At 42.4% G+C, this 22,759-nt stretch carries 12 protein-coding genes; 1 reads left to right on the forward strand and 11 read right to left on the reverse strand.

Annotation, left to right across the window (positions count from 1 at the left end):
- Positions 1–3: 3 nt before the first annotated feature.
- The 6 genes from DIU38_RS17355 to bglX form a co-directional block, all read right to left on the reverse strand.
- Positions 4–1,569, reverse strand: coding sequence for an FG-GAP repeat domain-containing protein (locus DIU38_RS17355; RefSeq protein WP_112652221.1), 1,566 nt, complete (start codon positions 1,567–1,569; stop codon positions 4–6).
- A gap of 15 nt (positions 1,570–1,584) precedes the next feature.
- Positions 1,585–2,907: a vanadium-dependent haloperoxidase gene (locus DIU38_RS17360; protein WP_112652220.1), complete on the reverse strand. Its 1,323-nt coding sequence runs from the start codon at positions 2,905–2,907 to the stop codon at positions 1,585–1,587.
- A gap of 10 nt (positions 2,908–2,917) precedes the next feature.
- Complete coding sequence (locus DIU38_RS17365) at positions 2,918–6,532, reverse strand: VCBS repeat-containing protein (protein WP_112652219.1); 3,615 nt, start codon at positions 6,530–6,532, stop codon at positions 2,918–2,920.
- Between the two features lie 77 nt (positions 6,533–6,609).
- Entirely contained in the window at positions 6,610–8,379 is a 1,770-nt protein-coding gene (locus DIU38_RS17370; protein WP_112652218.1) for a RagB/SusD family nutrient uptake outer membrane protein, read from the reverse strand.
- A gap of 28 nt (positions 8,380–8,407) precedes the next feature.
- Entirely contained in the window at positions 8,408–11,680 is a 3,273-nt protein-coding gene (locus DIU38_RS17375; protein ID WP_112652217.1) for a SusC/RagA family TonB-linked outer membrane protein, read from the reverse strand.
- A gap of 937 nt (positions 11,681–12,617) precedes the next feature.
- Positions 12,618–14,924 (reverse strand): beta-glucosidase BglX, encoded by a 2,307-nt coding sequence (gene bglX, locus DIU38_RS17380; RefSeq protein ID WP_208057789.1) that lies wholly within the window; start codon positions 14,922–14,924, stop codon positions 12,618–12,620.
- 189 nt (positions 14,925–15,113) lie between these two features.
- Here bglX and DIU38_RS17385 point away from each other — a divergent pair, with 189 nt between their 5' ends.
- Positions 15,114–15,875, forward strand: coding sequence for an NUDIX hydrolase (locus DIU38_RS17385; protein WP_112652215.1), 762 nt, complete (start codon positions 15,114–15,116; stop codon positions 15,873–15,875).
- Between the two features lie 21 nt (positions 15,876–15,896).
- Here the strand turns inward: DIU38_RS17385 and DIU38_RS17390 are convergent, their stop codons facing one another.
- The 5 genes from DIU38_RS17390 to kdpB form a co-directional block, all read right to left on the reverse strand.
- The gene (locus tag DIU38_RS17390) at positions 15,897–17,618 is read right to left on the reverse strand and encodes a HAMP domain-containing sensor histidine kinase (protein WP_112652214.1); all 1,722 of its coding nucleotides are present in this window, start codon (positions 17,616–17,618) and stop codon (positions 15,897–15,899) included.
- A gap of 2 nt (positions 17,619–17,620) precedes the next feature.
- On the reverse strand, positions 17,621–18,751 hold the full coding sequence (locus tag DIU38_RS17395) for a sensor protein KdpD (RefSeq protein ID WP_112652213.1): 1,131 nt from the start codon (positions 18,749–18,751) through the stop codon (positions 17,621–17,623).
- A gap of 124 nt (positions 18,752–18,875) precedes the next feature.
- Entirely contained in the window at positions 18,876–19,922 is a 1,047-nt protein-coding gene (locus DIU38_RS17400) for a porin (RefSeq protein ID WP_112652212.1), read from the reverse strand.
- Positions 19,923–20,050: 128 nt separating this feature from the next.
- The gene (locus tag DIU38_RS17405; RefSeq protein WP_112652211.1) at positions 20,051–20,617 is read right to left on the reverse strand and encodes a K(+)-transporting ATPase subunit C; all 567 of its coding nucleotides are present in this window, start codon (positions 20,615–20,617) and stop codon (positions 20,051–20,053) included.
- Positions 20,618–20,726: 109 nt separating this feature from the next.
- Entirely contained in the window at positions 20,727–22,757 is a 2,031-nt protein-coding gene (gene kdpB / locus DIU38_RS17410; protein ID WP_112652210.1) for a potassium-transporting ATPase subunit KdpB, read from the reverse strand.
- Between the last annotated feature and the right edge of the window lie 2 nt (positions 22,758–22,759).

Below are 22,759 nucleotides of genomic sequence, written 5' to 3' on the forward strand. Positions count from 1 at the left end.
GCTTTACTTTTTGGTGTGATTTTCAAGCATTATCAGTGGCAGGTGCTGATCCCAATTAGGTTTAAAACCATCCTGGAACATAAAACCATCTGCATAATTACCTAATACAATGTCTGGTTTGCCGTCCTTGTTCAGGTCGGTCATTTCCATACACATCCAATGGCCAAGGTTGCTAATCGGCAAAGCATGAGGTTTAAAATCTAAAGGTTTAGCCTGTTCAAAGTAAACAAACTCTTCGGCAGGCGTATTTTTCATATCGGCAAAGAAAGCTATCGTAGCAATATCGATATCGCCATCACCATCAAAATCAGCGGCAATGGCTTTTGTACAACCGTTTATAGGGTAAAACCAGCGTTGTTTAAAGTTCCAGTCGCCCGTATTGGTAAAAATGTATAAGCCGTGGTAAGGTTTCAGAATCCTCGAATCACGGTAGTTGTAGCCGCAGGTTAGTACCAGGTCAAGTTTGCCGTCATGATCCATATCAACCAATTGAAAACTGCTTGAACCATAAACCGGCGGAAAATGTAGCAGGTTCCGGGTCGTAAATCCTCCTTTTTGATCATTCAACAACAACCAAAGGCCTTCATCGCCGCTCCCGGTTAACAGCATTACATCTGTCCAGCCATCGTTGTTAAAATCGCCGGCTAAAGCTTGTGCAGCGCCCGGCTTGTCATAAATGGTTTGTTGTTCATACGTATGATCCTTATTTTGCTTAAGCACGTAAACACCTCCTTTAAACTTGCCTTGACCGCAAACTACAACATCCTGCAAACCGTCCTTATTAAAATCGCCTGTTATTGTGCCAACAGGCCGGGGCAAATCAGATGCAATATAAGTTTGTTCGTTGTTAACGTGCTGCGCATCAAGGTTCACTTTAACTACTTTACCATTCGGAAAATCAACCGGTGCCATACGCCCAATACAGGCGAAAAAGCCTATATTATTCCCGGCACTATCCTTATCAAAACTAACCCCAACTGCGGCTGATGGAAATTTGGCGAGGGAGTCCATTTTTAAATTACTGTCCCAGGCATACAATTTTTCATCCACAGCGTCGGCACTGTACATACGCCCTGTAGCTACATTGGCAGCAAGCATAGTTGTAAAAGCGGTATAACCTACCCGTGCAGGCTTTCTAAGTGTAAAACCAGCCCAATCATTTATTAATGGGATTGTTTTTTTAGCCGGCAGCAATGTATCGGGTGCAGCTTTTTTATAATATTCCAAAATGGCTGTCCATTCGGCAATAGTGGCGCCGGCAGTATCAAGCGGATTATCCTTATAGTATGACGAACCGCCATAAGTTGAAATATGCAGCAGCGGAGCCATATTAACCAGCGTGTGGTTAAGCCATACATCTTTAGGTAATGCATCAACAGGCACTAACGAGTGGCAGCGGGTACACTCTAATTGTACCAGGTTTTTACCATCAACTATCACATCGCCGGTAAATTTATAAGGTTGATATGCCGGTTTACGCTTGCAGCTATTAATGAGCGTTAAACCGGCTAATATTGCAGAAAATGAAAAAAGGTATGATATGGTTAATAAGCTTTTTTTAAAATTCATAAAATAGCTCAGCCCTTAATTTTTAAGTTTTAATTTTTTCCAAATGTATTCGCCTACCTGTTTTCCTTGTACAGCGCCCTGATTAACGCTGTTGAGGAAGTGGATACCGCCGTAAAACCTGCTTATTGAAGTTTCGTCGGCAGCTTTCAAAAATGAGTCGAAATGGCGCTGCATGCCTATGTAACGCAGATCGCTGGTATCCTGATAGGCAAAGTTATCGCCAAATAAATGCGTTAGCACAACCGCCGATGCTCCGCTGATATCGCTGTGGCCGCTCGGATACTCAGGAAATGGTGGTGTTTGCAGCATTGGCAACCAGTCGTGGTCAATTTTATCATTGATAATGGTTACCGGTCTTATATAATTAGTTTCATACTTAACCTGCCAGCCGCAAATAAAAGCATCAAACAAAGCTATTGAGGTAAGCGCATAAGCCTGCGCAGTTTTTACAACATCGGCATGGGTTTGCTTACAGGCAATTGCGGTTATGCCGATCCAGTGCCCCCCCGGGGTGATTTTTTTGTTGGCAAACATCATGTGGCCATTATGCTCAATAACAAAAGGATTATCGTCCCAAAACTTGGCAATAGTTTTTTGCTCGGGCGTAATGTTTTTGCTTTGGTTATACACCTCCATTGTTTGTCTAAGATACTCGCTGTTTTTATCCTCACTAAAAGCAGGTGGCGGAGGCAAAGGGAACATGGTTGAGGTATCAACGGCGAAAGTATGCATAGTACCCCAGCAAAACTCAACACCATCCAGGTAATCGGGAGGAGTAGGATGCCAGTTACCCGGATTATCGTTGCCTAAAAACCTTGGCTTGCCACGGGTTTGGGGATAATTATCAACTGCTGCTCTTTTTAAGATGTAATTGCCAATTTTTTCGCCAAATGCCATTGAGCGGGCGTAGGTTGAATCATCCATGTTGTCTTTATACATGGCGTAAACCTTGGCCTCATATTTTTTGAGCGAATCGATAGAGAAGGTAACCTTATGAGCTACTGCAAAAAACGCTGATGTAGCCGCAAGCGTATAATTATACTTTACCCCTGCCTTTGGTTCGGGAGGTTTACCAAAGCCCCGCAGCTGAGCTGTAATTGAATTGTATCCGGGATTAGAATAACGTATTGCCTCATAAGCAGCCAATGAGGTATATCCATAAATACGGCTTGCTACGGGAGGGCTAAAAACATCATAAATAATAACCTGCGTAAGCTGATCAATGTTGTTATGTATAACATCAGCATCTTTCATCATTGGTATCTTTTTAGGCTTACTACCGCAACCTAAAACAAGGGCACAACCCGCAACGGCTATAAATATTTTAAAGCATCTCATTTATAATAGTTTAGTTAATTGGTACATTACGTTGATGGCCATAACTATCGGTTACAGTTATCGATGCCATGTTATCATCAATATTAATGAATCTGCCCGATTGCGACAAGAAAGAATTACCATTATAAAACTCCTGTTTAGCAGTTTTACCATTTTTGTATTTTATGGTTGCAAATGCATCAAGCGGCTGCAGATTATAGGTTTTAACTGGCCGTTTCAGCTCAAACAATTTCATACTGTCACGATTTTGAGTAGCTGCCAACAGGTAGTTACCACGGGCTCCTTTAAGCTTCACCAAAGCCTTGCCATCGCCCGGAATATAAATACCGCTTTGCATAATGCTGAGCGGTTTAAAGCCTCCCTTGCCATCTCCCTTTAGTAATAAACCATTAAAAGCATCGTAACGGCCGGTTGCAACCTCAGTGCCGTAATCATTGCCGTTAAGTGCAACATCAAGGTTGCCATCTCCATCAAAATCATCAATAGTAATGCCGCATAGTTCAGACATTTGCGCTTCAACCGGCAGTGGAATAGCCGTAAACTTCCCTCCCCCGTCATTGCGTAAGTATACCGATTGCAGGTAGTTCACTTTTAAACGCAATGCCCCCTCACGCATTTTTGGGGTTATAACCGAATCCATTGTCGCCGTTGCAAATGACCTATAATTCTGGAATCTGATACGCATGCTGATCATTTGCTTCACAATATCGTCGCGCCCGAAAGCCGGAAATTCCTGCAATTGGCCCTGCTGATCTTTCAGAAAAACAGAAGGGAAAGCATCGTAGCTGCCATTCTTATCAAAATCTTTGGCAGTAATATAAATCGGGTATTGATCGGTTGCTTTATAAAAAGTATTGAGACCGGTATTGCCTACAATGTAATCTGTATCGCCGTCGTGGTCAAAATCGCCGGAGGCAATTGTATTCCACCAACCAAGCTTATTTTCAACACCGGTGCTTTGCGTTACATTTTTGTATATGCCATGATCGTTTTTAAGGAATGTGATCGGCATCCATTCGCCGGTAAGAATCAGGTCGGGCCATCCGTCATTATTAAAATCGGTAAAGGTGGCGTCGCAAACCAGGCCTATGTTATTCAGCTCTTTTGCCGATGATGCGGATACGTCGGTAAATTTGATAACGCCGTTCTTGCTATCGTTACGCAAAATAAAACTTGAAACCGGCTTAGGATAGTTCCAGGGATCCACACGACCGGATATAAACAAGTCCATTTTGCCATCGCGGTTTACATCAGCTGCTTTTACACACAGTTTGCTGGTAAAGTTTTTAGGCAAGGCATCGGGTTGCAGTTTGAAGTTGCCTTTACCATCGTTAACATAAAGCCTGTCCTGGTAATTTGATGAACCGGGCTCGCTTTCATAACCGCCGCTGGCAACGTACAGGTCAAGGTCGCCATCGCCGTCGGCATCAAAAAGCAGCATGCCTTCGTCCTTCACTCTTACAGGGGATATCATATGTGCCATATCGTTGGGATTTCCAACCGGGACTATAGTTTTAGGCTGAGGCACTAAATCGCGCTGAATAAATTTGCCATTGGCCTGCTGCAATAATAATTGAGCGGGATACTTTGTAGTACCCCCAACTACCATATCGTCAAAACCATTGCCATCTACATCGCCAACCGCTATAGCCGGCGTATATTCCGACAATTTATGCGGAAGCAGTTTCTGAACATTAAAATCGATATAATCCTGATCATTATGTTTATAGGTTATTCCTGCCGATTGAGTGACCTCTTTGAACAATGCGGTATTATCAACAGAGGGCTGTTTATTGGTATAATCAAGTTTAGCATCGCCAATTTTAACCTGGAGTGTTTGATTAGTTTTAACATTGGTAAGCACCTGCTTTTTTCCGTTATCCCAGCGGATCACCACCGAATCGAGTTGAGGTACGTTACCCAGGCCAAAGTGGGCGATATCCTGTATGGTTGATAAATAACCACGGTAAGGTGTATTTTCATAATATTGATGTTTGCCGTGATCGTAATAAATATCGGCAAAAGCACCAAGACCGTTCAGGTTTTTAGTACCGCCGTGAAACTGTATATGTAAGTAGTTACTACTTTTTGTTGCTTTATTACGGGAGGTGTTTCTGTACACCATGGCTTCATCATTAATATTGTTGATCACCATATCCATTGCGCCGTCATTATCCAGATCGGCATAGGCACATCCGTTTGAAAACGAGGGAGCACCAAGCCCCCAGCTTTGGGTTACATCCTCAAATTGCACTCCGTTGGTGTTACGGAAAGCATAGTTAGGTATTTTCACAATCGGGATTTGGTCAAGCACCTGTTGGGTTGACGCTACCGAATAGGCCATTTGCCTGAAAGTTATAAAATCATGATCGGTTACATCGCGCGGATAGCCATTGGTTATCACGATATCGCGGTAGCCATCATTGTCAAAATCGGTTATCATAGGTCCCCAGCTCCAGTCTGTTTGCCCAACGCCGCTTAAAAAAGCCACATCGCTGAATGAAGGATCGCCAATGGAATCATTGCCGCCAATTCGCGGGCCGTTGTTTAATTGTAAAGTATTACGGGTGTACTGGTACTGATATTTATACCTGTCAAAGTTTTGAAAAATCTGGTAATTATTAGGCGGCATGAACATCTTTTTCCGATAGTTATCCTCAGGGTTCATATCAACCTCAAAAACATCCGCAAGTCCATCATTGTTCACATCCTCAATATCCTGCCCCATAGAGCTGAAGGCGGTGTGCTTAAAATACTCCTTCACTTTATCGGTAAAAGTGCCGTCGCCGTTATTGATGTATAAAATGTTATCGGTTAAGAAGTCGTTGGTTACGTAAATGTCTTTCCAGCCGTCGCGGTTAATATCTACTATGGTAGCAGCATGGCCGTAGCCTTCGGTACCAATGCCAGCCTGTTTTGATACATTGGTATAAACCGGGTGTTTTAGCGCCGGATCCCAGTCGCAGCGGTAAAGCTGCCCGGTACTTCGGTGACTTCCATTGGTAATTATCGGCCTGAAAGTACTTTGATTATCGCCGGCAACAGCCTCATTAACGGTGAGGTACATATCCAGGTCGCCATCGTTATCATAATCAAAAAACGAGGCCATGGTTGAGTGAAGTTTTACATTAAGGCCGTACGCTTTAGCCATTTCTTTGAAGCGCGGTACACCGTCCTTACCTATCCCCTGGTTTACATAAAGCAGGTTAGTGCGCTTAACCGAATCATCGAGTAAAGTATAACATACATAAATATCCATAAGGCCGTCATTGTTAATATCAACAACGGCCACTCCCCTGCCCCATCCGCCGCTGCCGCCAACCCCTGCAGTTGATGTAACATCATCAAACTTCATATCACCTTTGTTAAGGTAAAGTTTGTTTGATGTGGTATTGGCAACAAAGTAAATATCCTTCAAGCCATCATTATTAAAATCGCCTATGCCCACACCGCCGCCATTGTATAGATTAAGTTTGGTAAGCGGGTTTATGGCATCATTTTCAACAATTTTATTATTGAAGGTAATACCAGAGTGCGAAGAAGGAACCTGTTCAAAAAGTGTGGCTTTTTTACAAGCACTAAGTAAAACGGCAATCAGGCATATAAGGGAAAGGGTGTACTTCATTATTGGTTAGTAAACTATAAAAAAAGGTGGAGATAATTATCTCCACCTAAAGTTAAATATTTAAAATCAATGGTTAATTAATAACCAGGGTTTTGTTTCAGCACACCTTTTCCGGTTGATGCAGATAAGTCAATCTCACTCTGTGGAATCGGATAGTACTCGTTTTTGCCTTTAGTGAAATGAGCTCCTTTTAACTGCAAATTGATGTTGATGTCATATGCAAAAAAAGCATTAATCTCATCCGCCATGCTTCCAGTGCCCTGATCCCAGCGCTGTAGGTCGAAGAAACGCTGACCTTCCATAGCCAATTCAAGTTTACGCTCAAAGTGGATAGCTTTACGAGCATAATTTTTATCGGCAAATGCACCGGCAGGATAAGGCTTAATCAGGTAATTATCAGCAGGGGTAGTTTTTACTGTATACTCAGATTTTGAAGGGTCATAAGCAGAGTTTTTGTAAACCCACCATGAACTGCCGGCAGCGCGGTTACGAACCAGGTTCACATAGTCCAAAGCTTTACCAACATCTCCAACCTCAACTTCGGCTTCAGCAGCCATTAAAAGTACGTCACTCCAACGCATCAGGTTTACGTTATTTGAAGTAACCTCGTTAGCTGCCCAATAGTTTTCGGTACTTGAATTGGTACCTTTTTCGGCAGACGAGTAAACGTTTTTACGCGGGTTAAATACACCATCTGTAGGGTCACGGATCCAGGCAGCCGGGGGATTACCCCAATCAAGATACGGAATATTTGGGCGGCCCATGGTGATATCAATACGAGGATCTACAGTACCGGTATATGGATTAGTCTTTCCACTAACTAATTGACCATCATTAAAAGTAGTAAACAATGGCAAACCACTGGCATCCGTTTTAAATGAGTTAGCCAGTGATTGAGATGGATTAAACCAGCCGCAGCAAGCGCCAGGGCCTCCGGTATACGGAAAGTTAAGCTCATCACCGGTATTACCATTGTTACCACCCGAGTTATCATTTACCGAAGCCTGTGCCGCAAAAACTGATTCGGGGCTATTTTTTTGGGCAGCCTGCGGACTAAAGTTCCTTTGAAAGTTCACGTTTAACGCAAACTTGCTACCATCACCTTTTACACCATTGGGTATTAAATTATCATACAACGCCTTAGCTTCTGCATATTTATGTTGAAACATTTTTGCTTTTGCCAAATATGCAACTGCAACCCATTTGTTAGCACGGCCTTTTTGAGCTTGTGAAACCGGAATATTATCTATACCAGCCTGTAAATCGGCCTCTATATTTGGCCATATATCCTTGTCATTAGGCAGGTTGTAATTGGTGGCAGTTTCGTCAACATAAGGAATCATGTTATACATTTTTTTAAGCTCCATATAGTAAAAAGCTCTCAAAAACTTAGCTTCGCCAGTTATCCTTTTAACATCGTCAGCACCGATATCCTTTGCAAGAGCAAGCGTACGCAAAACGTCATTTGCACGGGCCACACCATCAAAGCATAATGTATACTTTGAAGTGATATACGGATTTGAGGTTGCTAATGTAAAGTTACCCACCGGCAACGCATCGTTACCGCCGTCTGATGGTTCAGAGCCTTTATAGGCATCTCCGGCAGCCACACTACCAAATAACCAGTTAGAACCGGCCGCGTTAATACCGCCACCGCGTCCACCTACACCATCAAGCAATGAATAAGTGCCTATAAGCAAACTCTCAACACCTGTTTTATTAGCTACGATGTTTGGGCTTAACGAGCGTTGTATAGGCCTGTTCAAAATATCCTTCTGACAGGCGTAAACCATACACACTAACAATACGGCTAATGGTATAATTACTTTTATGTTTAATTTTTTCATAACTTTTATGATAATATAACTATTAGTATTAGAATGTTGCGTTTACACCAACGTTATAAATTTTCTGATTTGCAGGATAGTTACCGAAATCAATTCCGAAGCTGGTGTTATCCTGTAAGTTCGAATTTTGAAGCTCGGGATCTAAACCTTTGTATTTTGTAATAGTGAATAAGTTATTAGCTAATAAATATACTCTTATTCTATTGATACCTAAACTTTTAATTTTCGACTGAGGGATAGTATAACCTAATGTCAATGATTTAAGCCTTAAATACGATCCATTTTCAACATAGAATGAATTGAATACACCAGAAGTACTTGTACTTGCATTTCTGCTTAACTGGGGCACTGTTGCATGGCTGTTATCAGCACCTTCACGCCAAACATTAGGACCTAAAATGTCGGCACTTACGTTACCATTGAATACTTGAGGAAAATAAGTCCAGTATTTAATATAGTTAACAACTTTATTTCCATAAGTACCATAAAAGAATGCGTTAAAATCGAATCCTTTGTAGCTTGCCCCTAAAGTTAACCCTCCTGTAAATTTAGGGTTAGGATTACCAATAAAGGTTCTGTCCTGATCGTTGATTACGCCATCGTTGTTCACGTCAACATATCTGAAAGTACCGGGGGCCTTGCCATTCTGCGTTGGAGCAGCATCAACTTCAGCCTGGTTTTGGAATAAGCCTTGTACCTTGTAACCGAAGAACTCGCCTACCGGCTGACCTGGTTGTAACCTTACAAAGTTTTGTAAACGGGTTGAACCGGAACTGTTATAATCTTTATACTTTAAGTTACCGCCCAAAGAAACCATTTTGTTGCTGTAATGGCTAAAGTTTACACCGATGTCATATTTTAAGCCGTTTCCAGCTACACCATGATAACCAAAGTCGATGTCGATACCTTTGTTAGTGATGTTACCACCGTTAACATAAGGGGCAGATGCACCACCCTGAGAAGCAAAAAGTGAAGAAGGGAATAACAAACCTGAGATATCCTTTTTATACAACTCTACCGATAATGTAAACTTGTTATTGATAAATGTTGCATCGAAACCAACGTTGGTCACTTTATCCGTTTCCCAGGTTGTTGCGAGGTTACCAATTTGTGAGTTATACAAACCTGTTACAGTTGAATTACCTGTACCGGTGATGTCATAGTTTGCATTACCGTTTGATTGTGCGTACAGCGAGTAAGCGTTACTTTGTTGTTGGTTAACCCCTGATAATGAACCTAACGAACCGTAACCGCCCCTGATTTTAAAGTCATTTAACCAGCTAACGTTTTTCAGGAAGTTTTCTTTTGAGATACGCCATGCACCTGTAATAGATGTAAACGTACCATATTGGTGTCCAGGTGCAAAGAACGATGAACCGTCATGACGAACGATACCGCTTAAATAGTATTTTTCATCGTAGTTATAATTAACCTGCCCAAATTGTGAATACAAAGTATTGTTGTAAAGTTGGTCAACACCATTGGTTGGGGTACCTGTACCGTTTGCAACAGTTACGTAATTAGGATCATAGCTTAAGTTGTAGGTAGTGTTACCAGCCCTTATACCACGGCCATAATTTGTAATAGCTTCAGTTGCAACGAAAGCTTTAATACTGTGTTTGCCAAATTGCTGGTTGTAGCTTAATTGGTTAGTCCATGTGTATGAGCTGTTGTAGCCTGCAACCTCAGTGAACGAATTGTTGGTGGTATTACCTTCAGAGTTTTCATACGCGGTTGGGGTAAAGTAGTAGTAGTAGTAGTTATCTACGGTTCCGCCAAACTGGGTGCGGACAGTAAAATGTTTCAGGAAGTCAACCTCAGCAAATACGTTACCGGTAATATCCCAATTATTGTTCCTGTCGTTCTTTTTACGTTCCTGTACAGCAACCGGGTTACTTGAGTTACCTAAAGATCCCGGACGGGTACCAGCATAGTTGCCCATGATATCGTAAACCGGAATTATAGGTGGTTCGCGATAAATATATGATATGCCGTTGCCTTCATTTTGGTTGTTACTTACGTTCGGGTTCCTTTTGTAAAAGATATAAGCATTTTCGCCTACGCGGATATTTTTGCCTATGTTGAAGTTGGTGTTAACCCTTGTTGAGTAACGTTTGATATAAGTATCAATCAAGGTACCCTGTTGATTATAGTAACCTAATGAAAATAAATAGGTTGATTTATCGCTACCACCACTTGCTGTAATGTTATGGCTTTGTATAGGAGCTGGTTTAAATATTTCGTGAAACCAATCAGTACCTACTTTATTGGCCATTGTAATATTGTTAACGCCTAATTTATCAATGCCATTTGGAGCCAGACGATTAGGATCAAGAGGATTACCGTTGAGCGGGTTAAGGTTATACCAGTCAGCGGTAGTTCCGGGATCTCCTATACGTGCACCAGCTGGCTGAATGAAGTCAGGTATTGTCCAGGTTTTAGTGTTCTTTGGATCAAACTGGGTATTTGTAGTAAGCGCATTTGAATTTTTAAATGATTCATACACTGCTTGCATATAAGTTTGAGTGCCCGCAAGTTTAAAACCATCCGCAAGCGGCCTTTGGGTACCATACATGCCATCATAAGTTATAGTGGCAACACCAGATTTACCTTTTTTTGTAGTTACTACAACTACACCGTTTGAACCACGTACGCCGTAAACGGACGCAGCACCAGCATCTTTTAATACCTGGATTGATTCAATGTCGTTAGGGTTAACGTTATCAAGGTTACCCTGTGTACCGTCAATAATTACCAGCGGGGCTGTGCTGTAAATAGAACTGATACCACGAATATTAACAGATGTTCCCCCACCCGGGTTACCAGAATTGGTAACTGTTACACCGGCTGCCTGGCCCTGAAGTAAAGAGGTTGTGTTACCAGAAGGCACAGTTTTTAAACTCGCCACGTTAACAACCGCTACCGAACCTGTAATGTCCTTTTTACGTTGAGAGCCGTAACCGGTTACAACCACCTCATTCAGTGTACTGCTACCTGATTGAAGTGTAACCCGCAGGTTTACATCGGTACCTACCTTGACTTCGGTAGTTTGATAACCGATGTAAGATACTACCAGTGTATTGCCCGGGCTTAAGGTTAAGGTGAAATCACCGTTAACATCAGTTACAGTACCAGTGCTTGTACCTTTGACGCGTATGGAAGCGCCAACAACAGGTAATTTATCGTCGGAGCCGATAACTTTACCTTTGTACTTTGTTTGTGCTGTAACTACCAATGAAGATACCAGGCAGCATAACAGCAAACCCAAGTATCTTCCTTTTAGGAGTAAACTTTTAAACATGAGATTGAGATTTAGTTGATTAATATATTTGATTTAAGCTTTTGAGTCGATAATTGGTATTGCTAAGTTTTAAAATAGAAAATTGCACACTTGCGGGTATCCTGTTTGAACTGAGCGATTGTGAGATAAGCTCTGTTAAACAGATTAATGGGAGATGAAGTATTGGAAAGTAAAAAATGTAAAAGTTTTATCATATGAACTTCTCTCGTATATTTTTTTTAACTTTTTTTATCCGTGTAATCACCTTTTTTATGCTCCTGCTAATGAAGCAACATTAAAGTTAAAATGTTATAATAATATTAGATTTTGAACGATTTCTGCCAAAACAGAAATTTATATTGGCTATGGAACTAATGTAATTAGTGTGTACTGTATACACAAGTAAAATAGGTAGATTTACAAATTAATTATTTATAGGTCGATTTATCCATTAAAATTACAAATTGAGAATCTTTCATTAATACATTGCTAACACATGGCCTACTTTTTTAAAAATATCGTATTGTAAAAGTGTTGCTATTATTCTGTAACTGGTGCAAAAAAGTTGTTGAAACAATAAATATTAACGCAACCGAGCTGTTATCTCAAATATTTTGCCCTTAGTTTAATGTGCGGGCCCTCCCTGCCATAATTTACCAAAGTGTTAAAATATCATTACACTTTGCAAATACTGTCAGATCAACATTTATTATTAATTATACAATAATAAATGTTAAATATACATTTACCCAAGCAATACTTTCCAAACAATAAATGTTCAGATTACATTTATTGCAATCGATTTCACGCCATTATACAACATTTTACACATTTTTTCCAAAACAAAACGGCACCGGTGAATTTTACTTACCGGTGCCGTTCAGATATTTTCGTGCGTCAAAAAATACCTTTACCATTTTTAACAAAGTGCTAAAAATGTATTACTCTTTAAATGGCACTATTTAGCCCACCAAACCGATGCATTATGCGTATCGGCCGAGTTGGTTCCTATTTCAACTACAAATTCGCCTGGTTCCCAGTCATACTTAAGCTGCGTGTTATAAAACTTCAGTTGCTCTGGAGTAATAGTAAAACTAACCTGCTTTGATGCTCCCGGCTGAAGGCTTATTTTTTGATAACCTTTAAGTTCTTTTACCGAACGGCTGATGCTTGCCACAGGGTCACTAATATATAATTGTACTACTTCTTCGCCTGCATATTTACCGGTATTGGTAACTGTAACATTAGCTGTTAAAGTTTCATTACCTTTTAATTTGGTTTTGTTTACGCTAACAGCGCTGTAGTTAAAGGTAGTATAGCTTAAGCCGTAACCAAACGGATAAAGCGGATCGTTTGAAATATCAAGGTAATTTGACCTGAATTTTGAAGGACCGCCTTTGTATGGCCTACCCGTGTTTTTGTGGTTATAATAAATAGGTATTTGCCCTACGCTGCGCGGAAATGTAGCAGTCAATTTACCGGCCGGATTATAGTCGCCAAATAATACATCGGCGATGGCGTTACCGGCCTCGGTGCCGGGCGCCCAAACGTCAAGTATCGCGTTAGCATGTTTATCTTCCCAGGTTAAGGTAAGCGGACGACCGTTAAACAGCACAATCACCATTGGTTTGCCCAATTTTGAAAGTTCCTTCAGCATGTTTTTCTGGCTTTCGGGAATATCTATATCCGAACGGCTTGACGATTCACCCGACATACTTTGCGATTCGCCAACCACAGCCACAATCACATCCGATTTTTTGGCGGCATCAACTGCTTCCTTCAACAATTCGTTGGCCGGCTTAGCATCTAAAGAAACCATTCCGGGGCCAAAGTTCAGCCTTTTAATAAACAAACTGTCTTCGGTTATATTGGCACCCATGGCATAGTTAATGGCAACATTGTTACCTACCACATTTTTAATGCCTTCCATTACGCTTACCGATTTTTGCCATTCGCCGGCAATCACCCAGGTGCCCAGCATATCTCGGTGATTATCAGCCAACGGGCCTACCAGGGCAATACTGCCGCCTTTTTTAAGTGGAAGTGTCTGATTATCGTTCTTTAGCAATACAAAGGAGTGTTTAGTGATCTCCCGTGCAGCAGCGCGGTTCGCAGTCGATAACTCTTCTTTAGCTTCTTTATCGGCATCCATTGATTTGTAAGGGTTATCAAACAAACCTAATTTGTACTTAGCTTCCAATACACGCCGGCAGGCCAGATCAATTTCCTGCTGGGTTATTTTCTTTTGTGTAAGCGAGTTTTTCAATGTTTTCAGGAACCCCTCTCCTACCATATCCATATCCAAACCGGCTTTCAGGGCAAGGGCAGATACCGTTTGCAAATCGCCAAGGCCGTGATCTGTCACTTCGTTTACTGCGGTATAATCAGATACCACGAAACCTTTAAAACCCCATTGTTTTCTTAACAAATCGGTTAACAACCATTGGTTAACCGTTGCAGGCACACCATCAACTGTATTAAATGAACTCATAAAGCTGCCCGCACCGGCATCAACCGCTGCTTTATATGGCGGCAGATAATCCTGGTACATTTTAATGCGGCTCATATCAACTGTGTTATACTCACGACCCGCTTCTGCACCACCGTAAAGTGCAAAGTGTTTAACGCAGGCCATCACGGCATCGGCATCTTTCATACTGGTACCCTGGTAACCCTGCACCATAGCTTTTGCCACCTGCGAACCATACCATGGATCTTCGCCCGAGCCTTCAGAAATACGGCCCCAGCGCGGGTCGCGGGCAATATCAACCATTGGCGAAAACACCCAGTTCAAACCTTCGCCGGTTGCTTCTTTAGCTGCAATTTGTGCCGATTGTTTGATCAGGCCCATGTCCCACGTTGCCGACATGCCCAATGGGATAGGGAAAATAGTACGGTGACCGTGGATCACGTCCAAACCAAAAATAAGCGGAATGTGCAGCCTTGAGTTTTTAACGGCTATATCCTGAATCTGGCGGGTTTGCGTTGTACCCCAAACACCAAACACTCCACCAATTGATCCATTTTTAATATTTTCTTCAACCCCTTTATTTACTACCGATCCTGTTGTTGCTGCTCCGATGGTTACCAGGTTTAGCTGCCCTATTTTTTCATCAAGGGTCATTTTACTCATCAGGCCTTTTACATAGGCGTTCATTTTCGCATCTTCGGTTTTAGCCTGTGCCAGCACCTTGTTAAAGGGTGTCAATGCCACGCAAAATGGCATCACGGCTATGACAAGCCGGCTTGAAAAATACTTCTTCATTTTTTAAGTTATATGGGTAGTAAATAATTGGTTAACAAATATGACTAATAATCAGGGTATTTCATTGTACCCTTAAATATTTTTGATGATTTTTAAAGCGATATGCTATGGCATTCCGCATAGTGTATTAAGTACACAATTGTAAATATTATAATTAAAAAATCAAACTTTATTTGTACAATAGCACAAATGTTAAGCAAACAGCAACTTATTCAGTACAGCGAGGATGCCCGCAAAAACTATGTAAACCACATTTCTATTGATTGTGTTGTATTTGGATTTCACGAAGGGCAAATGAAAGTGCTGCTATTAAAAACCAATGACGAAGAGAAGTGGTACCTGCCCGGCGGTTTTGTACTTAAGGAAGAACCGATAGACAACGCCGCTGTAAGGATCTTGCAGGAACGTACCGGTTTAGATAAAATATTTTTACAGCAGTTTCGTGTATTTGGCGATCCCGACCGTTCAAAAGTTCATAACGATATGTATGCCGATATGCTGCCAAAAGAACAAAACTGGTTTTCAGGCCGGTTTATATCTATAGGCTATTATGCGCTGGTCGACTTTTTTGGCGTTATACCCCACCCCGATCAGTTTTCGGAGCTTTGTGCCTGGCGCGACCTGGATGACATGCCCGAGATGCAACTCGACCATGAAAATATTTATAAAAGTGCATTAGATGCCTTACGCCTGCAGCTTAACTATCAACCGATAGGTTACAACCTGATGCCGGGAGAATTCACCATGCCCGAGTTGCAAAAATTGTATGAAGCAATTTTAGGTAAAAAGTTAGACAGGCGTAACTTTCAACGCAGGATCTTAGCATTCGGCATCCTGAACCGATCTGAAGAGCCACGTAAAGGCGGCGCGCATAAGGCGCCGTACCTATACTCATTTGATATGAAAAATTACCAACACGCCTTAACCGAAGGGTTTAAAGGCGGATGGTAATTATGTTAAAATGGCGATGGCTTACGCCGCAGCTATCGCCCGTTTTAATGTAAAATAAAATGTACTGCCCGAACCTATTTCGCTGTCCACGCTAATCTTTCCAGCCTGTGCCTCAATAAAATCCTTGGCTATGGCAAGGCCTAAACCCGTTCCGCTTTGCTCGGATGTAGCATTAGGCACCTTAAAATAACGCTCAAATAAACGGGGCAGATATTGCTCTTCTATCCCCTTACCATGATCGGTTACCGAAAACTCTATCTCATCGTTCTTACGTTTTTTAACCACCAGCTCAACTGTTGATTTTTCGTGGCTGTATTTTATGGCATTGGAGAGCAGGTTGATGAGTACCCAGGTAGTTTTATCCAGGTCGGCATGTACCTTTGGCAAATTTTCATCACATTTCACTTTAATTTCCACATGCTTTTGGTCGGCTATAAACTTAATGGCTTTTACGGCATAATCCACAATATTTTGAGGGTGCGTACTGCCGAAGTTAAGCTGTAGCTTGCCGGTTTCAACCTGTGCCATGTCAAGCAGTTCGCCTGTGATGAGTAACAGGCGACGGGTATCGTCGTCAATATTACCTATCAGCTGGCGTTGTTCGGCATTTATTTCGCCTATGCGCTCATCTTCCAATAACTTCAAGCTCATTTTTATAGATGAGATGGGGGTTTTCAACTCGTGCGATATGGTAGCAATGAAATTGGTTTTGGCCTCATCCAGTTGCTGATATTCGGTAATGTTTTTCAGAATAATCACTTTACCTATCACTTTATCCCTGCTGCTTACCGATAAGGATTCGCGCGAATAAAAACCTTCGCGCTCATCAGCAAAGATACGAAGCTTTGCCTGGTCATTAACAAGCAATTTACGCATCAGATCATTTTCAATAGCAATATCTGGCGCATATTTACCATTAAGCTGGTCGGCTTTCATACCGATCAGGTTGCAGGCCACCTGGTTGGCGAAAATGATAACACCTTTTTCATCAAGGCCAATAATGGCATCATGCATGGAGTTGATAATAGTTTCAATTCGCTTTTTCTCAAACAGGATGCTGGCCAGGTTACTATTTTCAAATTCATCAAGCTTGCGCGTCATGTTATTAAAAGCCTGGCCCAGTTCGCCAAATTCATCGTCCGATTCAAAATGAATTTGCTGGTGATAATTTTTGTTTGATACCTCTTTAATGCGGGCGGTAAGCTCCTTAATTGGGTTGGCAATGTATCCCGGGAAATTAACTGCGAAACTGAATGCTACTAAAAACAAAAACGCGCCTAAAAATGCCACCAGCAACGACCCTCGTTTTGAAGTTGTATTAGCTATATCATTCTTCCGTGCGATAGCATCCATGTTGAGCTTCATTATTCCATACACCTGCTTGTGCAGGCGATTGCGTAAGTCACTTTCGGCTATTTTATTATCGTTCCCGTGCTTTAAACTCTCAAAAACAGCCCGCAAGGAATCTGTAAGTTGCAGCTCACCTGCCTCAGTGATATTGTGCTCCTGCAATACCAAATTGTCATTTATCGTTTTTTGTTGGTCGGCCGATAGTTTGTCGGTACGCGAATCAATAGCGGTAAGTATATTTTGCATATACTTTACTGTTTTATAGTTATCTTTCAATATGGCTCCTGCATCGGCAGATAACCGGTTTAGGAAATATATCGACATTCCGCAGCAAATTATTGCCAGTACAAACAGGAAACCTATCCCTGCCCGGAGTTTATTTTTTATTGTCATGGCTATGAAAGTATTACAAGGTCAATATCAGTTTTCGACATTTTATTTAGTAGCTGTGTAAACACCGCTGTTTTCATGATAAGCTGGTAAAATTTAAACCGCGGCTTGCCAATGCAAATCGTGGTGATATCATATTTTTCGGCCGTTTCCCAAATGGTACGGGCCACATTATCATCTTTTACCTTCAGCACTTCACCGCCCAATTGCGTGGCCAGCTTCATATTATTGATAAGGTGCCTTTGCGCGGCTAAGTTAATCTTATCGCTGCTCTCGCGCGAGGTTTGCACATATAGTAAATACCATTTGGAGCGATAGTATGACGATAACCTTGCTGTTTTACGGATAATAACTTTAGCCGACTCATCATTGGTACTGATGCAAGCCAAAAACAACTCGGGCCTCAGCTTAATTGTTTTGGGCACTTCAATATCAATCTTCCGCTCCACCTGGTGGGCCACCTCGCGCAGGGCCAACTCACGCAACTGCAAAATCCGCTCTACCTGGAAAAAATTACTTAGCGCTGTCGGGATCTTTTTCTCGTCGTATATCTTGCCTTCTTTCAGGCGTTCTATCAGTTCGTCGGCGGTAAGGTCGATGTTTACCACTTCATCGGCCAACTGCAAAACTTTATCGGGTACGCGTTCATTGATGGTAGCTCCGGTTATCCGCTGCACCTCTTCATTAAGGCTCTCCATGTGCTGTATATTCACCGCACTGATCACGTTAATGCCTGCATTCAGGATCTCCAGTACATCCTGCCATCGTTTTTCATTGCTGCTGCCCTCAATGTTGGTGTGGGCAAGCTCGTCAACTATAACCACCTCGGGGCGCAGGCTTATCACAGCTTTCAGGTCCATCTCCTCCAGCTCCTTCCCTTTGTAAAACAGTTTACGGCGGGGTATTACAGGCAAACCTTCCAGCAAGGCATGGGTTTCTTTACGGTTGTGGGTTTCGATGTAACCAATTTTCACGTCGATACCATTGCGCAGCAGGGTTTGGGCCTCCTGCAGCATCCGGTAGGTTTTCCCAACACCGGCGCTCATGCCAATATAAACCTTGAACTTTCCGCGGCGCGATTTTTTGATCAGCTCCAGGAAGTGCTCTACAGATTGCTCTTTAGTGTCCTCATTCATAAGTCGCCTTTGAATATTCCTTTAGTTTTTATGGTGTTCCATGCCGGTCAGGCTTTCCGCTCACTTGCACATGCTTTAGTCACGATGCCTGGATTTGCTGTAATACCTAAGCATTTAATGGCTGCTAAAACCCATAAACGGCTGCCAGCACAAACTGTGATGCGGACCTTGTCAAATCACCATTGCGTGCTTTAAACTGCTCTACCGATCCGTGATCCAATCTCACCTCGGGTATTAATGTTAACGGGCCTGCTTTAACGTTAGCAGTAAGCGTTGCCGCTGTAACCGATTTACCATTTGCCGGCCCTGCAATTGCGGTATAAGTACCTGTTTTATGCTTAAAATATTCGCCCCTTAAACCAAGTGTAACGTATTTTGAAACTGCCAGTTGCGGATACAAAGCTACGCCCGAAAAACCGCCGGTAACACCTTTGTTTGCCGAAAAGTCAGCCGCGTTCAGGCCCAGCTTAAACGCGTTTGTTATTTGATAGGCAGTTGTTAAATCAAACTCGGTGCCTACAATCCCTCCGGTAATTACGTTTAAGTAGGCGGTCCAGCCCTTAACCAGGTTTAATATTAGCTGAGCGCCAAAATTGTTTACTTGATTTGACGACCGGTAATAATTCCAATTATCATTAAACACACCGGCCATCACGTTCACTTTATCCGAAAACGAATATGCGGCTTTAAAACCAGCGTTTTGAAACGGGCCATTGGTAAACAGGTAAGAGGTTGAGTAGTTAAAATTGCCAACTGGGCTCACCACTTCATAACCTATAAAGGTAGCCATATATCCGGCAGTAAGTACAAATTTATCTGTTACATCATAAGCCACATACAAGTTTTGAATATGATACGAATCGCCATCAGATCCGTTTGGTATCGACTGGCTTTGTCCTCTCGGACCAAATGATAACTCGCCTACAAAAGCGGCCCTGCCAACCTTTTTCTTTAAACCCAGATCTATCATCCCGATAGAAATTGAATTATGATCCGTTGCAAAACTCGTCGGGATCTGCGATCCCCTGTTTGCGAAATCATATTTAAAATAGGTATCAACCGAGCCATAAACCACCAAAGGCGCATCGGATGTGGTTTTGACCGTATCCTGAGCCTTAACTATAAAAGCACAGGTTAACATCGAAAATATCAATAGCAGGAAAAATTTCATTTAAGCAGGTATTAAAATTTCCGGGTTCCTTATTGGTAACCCAAATTGTGTTTGTATCCTCGCCGTTGCTAATTATTGCCAACCCCGGCGAGGATTTGAGCTGCGCTAAAACTGCGGTAGCCTGGTTTTTACTTCTTCACCCTATCCAAAGCCACATTCAACTTCAATACATTCACTTTAGCAGGGCCAAACAAACCTAACAAAGGTTGTTCAGTATGCTCATCAACCAGTTTGTTTACGGCATCAACTGATAAACCGCGAACTTTAGCTACACGGGCAACCTGAACTTTTGCGCCTGCTGGTGAAAGATCAGGATCCAAACCGCTACCTGAAGCCGTAACCAGTTCGGCAGGAATCTGTGAGCGTGTTACGCCTGGGTTGTGTTTCAGAAAATCATCTATTCTGCCTTCAACCTGTTTCAGGTAATCAGGATTTGATGGACCTTTGTTTGAGCCGCCTGAGCCGGCAGCATTGTAATCAACTGCTGATGGACGGCCCCAGAAATATTCGTCTTTAGTAAACTTTTGACCAATGTTGGCATAACCAACTACACGGCCTTTATAAGTAATGGTTTCACCGTCGCCTTTGCCCGGGGTAAATTTACCTATACCGGCTATAGCTAAAGGATAGATGCCTGCTGTTAATACAATAAGTATTAAGGTAAGCTTGATGGATGGCAACAAATATGTTTTCATTTTATTTAATTTTTAAAAGATGAGTTTGGAAACGTGGGGCCTGTTACGGATGGTAGTTAAAGCTTATCTGTCGCCCTAAATCCATACCCCACGTCCCCGCTCATTTAGTTTATATGAATAACGAAACAGCTAAATCAATTAATTTAATACCTATAAACGGTATAACGATGCCGCCTAAACCATAAATAAGCAGGTTACGGCGTAACAAAGCGCTTGCACCTATCGGCTTGTATTCAACACCGCGCAAAGCCAACGGAATCAGCAGCGGAATAATAATAGCGTTGAATATAACTGCCGAAAGTATAGCCGATTGAGGACTGTGCAGGTCCATGATGTTCAGCGCTTTTAAGGCAGGCATTGATACCATAAACAAAGCCGGAACAATGGCGAAGTATTTAGCCACGTCATTAGCGATACTGAAAGTTGTTAAAGTACCACGAGTCATCAACAGCTGTTTACCTATCTCCACAATCTCAATCAGCTTGGTTGGGTCGTTATCCAAATCAACCATGTTACCGGCTTCTTTGGCTGCTTGAGTACCGCTGTTCATGGCCACGCCTACATCGGCCTGGGCCAGCGCAGGGGCATCGTTTGTACCATCGCCCATCATGGCTACCAGTTTACCGCCCTGTTGTTCTTTCTTAATGTAGTTCATTTTGTCCTCAGGCTTGGCCTCAGCAATAAAATCATCCACACCGGCTTTCTCGGCAATAAATTTGGCGGTAAGCGGGTTATCTCCGGTTACCATTACAGTTTTAACACCCATTTTACGCAGGCGTTCAAAACGTTCGGCAATACCGGTTTTAATGATATCCTGCAGCTCTATCACACCCATGATCTTTTCATTTTGCGATACCACCAAAGGGGTACCACCGTTTGAAGAAATCTTTTTCACATTCTCTTCCACATCGGCAGGGAATGGATTTCCAGCTTTTAAAGCGATGTTACGGATGGAATCAAATGCACCTTTGCGGATGCGCAAACCATCGGGGGTATCTAAACCGCTTGAACGGGTTTCGGCAGTAAATTTGATAAACACCGAATCGGCCGGAGCATAGATTTTTAGTTTTTGCGGGCCTTGTTCAGCAAGCTCTACAATCGACTTCCCTTCGGGGGTTTCGTCGGCCAGTGAACTTAGTACACATGCCATTACAAAGTCCTGTTCGTTTACACCGGCAGTAGGGTAAAAGCTGGTTGCTTTACGGTTACCAATAGTTATGGTACCGGTTTTATCAAGTAATAATGTGTCTAAGTCGCCCGCTGTTTCAACAGCTTTACCGCTTTTGGTGATTACATTGGCACGCAAGGCCCTGTCCATCCCGGCAATACCGATGGCCGATAAAAGGCCTCCGATAGTTGTAGGGATCAAACAAACAAACAACGATATAAAAGCGGCTATAGTGATGGGCGTATTTGAATAATCACCAAATGGCTTCAGGGTAACGCACACGATAACGAAGATCAGCGTAAAACCGGCCAGCAAAATAGTTAAGGCAATTTCGTTAGGGGTCTTCTGGCGGGATGCGCCTTCTACCAGCGCAATCATCTTATCCAAAAAGCTTTCGCCCGGCTGGGTGGTTACCAATACTTTGATCCTGTCGGATAATACTTTGGTACCACCGGTAACAGATGATTTGTCACCGCCGGCCTCACGGATCACCGGGGCAGATTCGCCGGTAATAGCCGATTCATCAATGGTAGCGATACCTTCAATAATTTCGCCATCGGTTGGGATATTATCACCGGCTTCGCAAATGAATACGTTGCCTTTTTTTAACTGTGATGACATCACCCTTTCTTCCTTACCGTTAACCAGTAATCGTGCAGGTGTTTCCTCACGGGTTTTGCGCAGGCTTTCGGCCTGAGCTTTACCACGGGCTTCGGCAATAGCCTCGGCAAAATTGGCAAACAGCACGGTTAATAATAATATGATGAATACTGTAAAGTTGTAGGCAAAACTGCCCTGCCCTTTGTTAGCCAGCGAAAAAATGCTTACAACAAGCATTACAACTGTACCAATCTCCACGGTAAACATCACCGGGTTACGGAACAGCACACGAGGGTTTAGTTTGATAAAGGATTGTTTTAAAGCATCCCTCATCTGATCGCCCTGAAATAATGTATTTTGAGTTGAGTTCATGA

The sequence above is a fragment of the Mucilaginibacter metallidurans genome (assembly GCF_003286435.2).
Lineage (GTDB): Bacteria > Bacteroidota > Bacteroidia > Sphingobacteriales > Sphingobacteriaceae > Mucilaginibacter > Mucilaginibacter gossypii.

Excerpts from the sequence above, each read along its gene's own strand:
- DIU38_RS17355 (WP_112652221.1), bottom strand. The coding sequence starts at position 1,569 with ATGAATTTTAAAAAAAGCTTATTAACCATATCATACCTTTTTTCATTT.
- DIU38_RS17360 (WP_112652220.1), bottom strand. The coding sequence starts at position 2,907 with ATGAGATGCTTTAAAATATTTATAGCCGTTGCGGGTTGTGCCCTTGTT.
- DIU38_RS17365 (WP_112652219.1), bottom strand. The coding sequence starts at position 6,532 with ATGAAGTACACCCTTTCCCTTATATGCCTGATTGCCGTTTTACTTAGT.
- DIU38_RS17370 (WP_112652218.1), bottom strand. The coding sequence starts at position 8,379 with ATGAAAAAATTAAACATAAAAGTAATTATACCATTAGCCGTATTGTTA.
- DIU38_RS17375 (WP_112652217.1), bottom strand. The coding sequence starts at position 11,680 with ATGTTTAAAAGTTTACTCCTAAAAGGAAGATACTTGGGTTTGCTGTTA.
- bglX (WP_208057789.1), bottom strand. The coding sequence starts at position 14,924 with ATGAAGAAGTATTTTTCAAGCCGGCTTGTCATAGCCGTGATGCCATTT.
- DIU38_RS17385 (WP_112652215.1), top strand. The coding sequence starts at position 15,114 with ATGTTAAGCAAACAGCAACTTATTCAGTACAGCGAGGATGCCCGCAAA.
- DIU38_RS17390 (WP_112652214.1), bottom strand. The coding sequence starts at position 17,618 with ATGACAATAAAAAATAAACTCCGGGCAGGGATAGGTTTCCTGTTTGTA.
- DIU38_RS17395 (WP_112652213.1), bottom strand. The coding sequence starts at position 18,751 with ATGAATGAGGACACTAAAGAGCAATCTGTAGAGCACTTCCTGGAGCTG.
- DIU38_RS17400 (WP_112652212.1), bottom strand. The coding sequence starts at position 19,922 with ATGAAATTTTTCCTGCTATTGATATTTTCGATGTTAACCTGTGCTTTT.
- DIU38_RS17405 (WP_112652211.1), bottom strand. The coding sequence starts at position 20,617 with ATGAAAACATATTTGTTGCCATCCATCAAGCTTACCTTAATACTTATT.
- kdpB (WP_112652210.1), bottom strand. The coding sequence starts at position 22,757 with ATGAACTCAACTCAAAATACATTATTTCAGGGCGATCAGATGAGGGAT.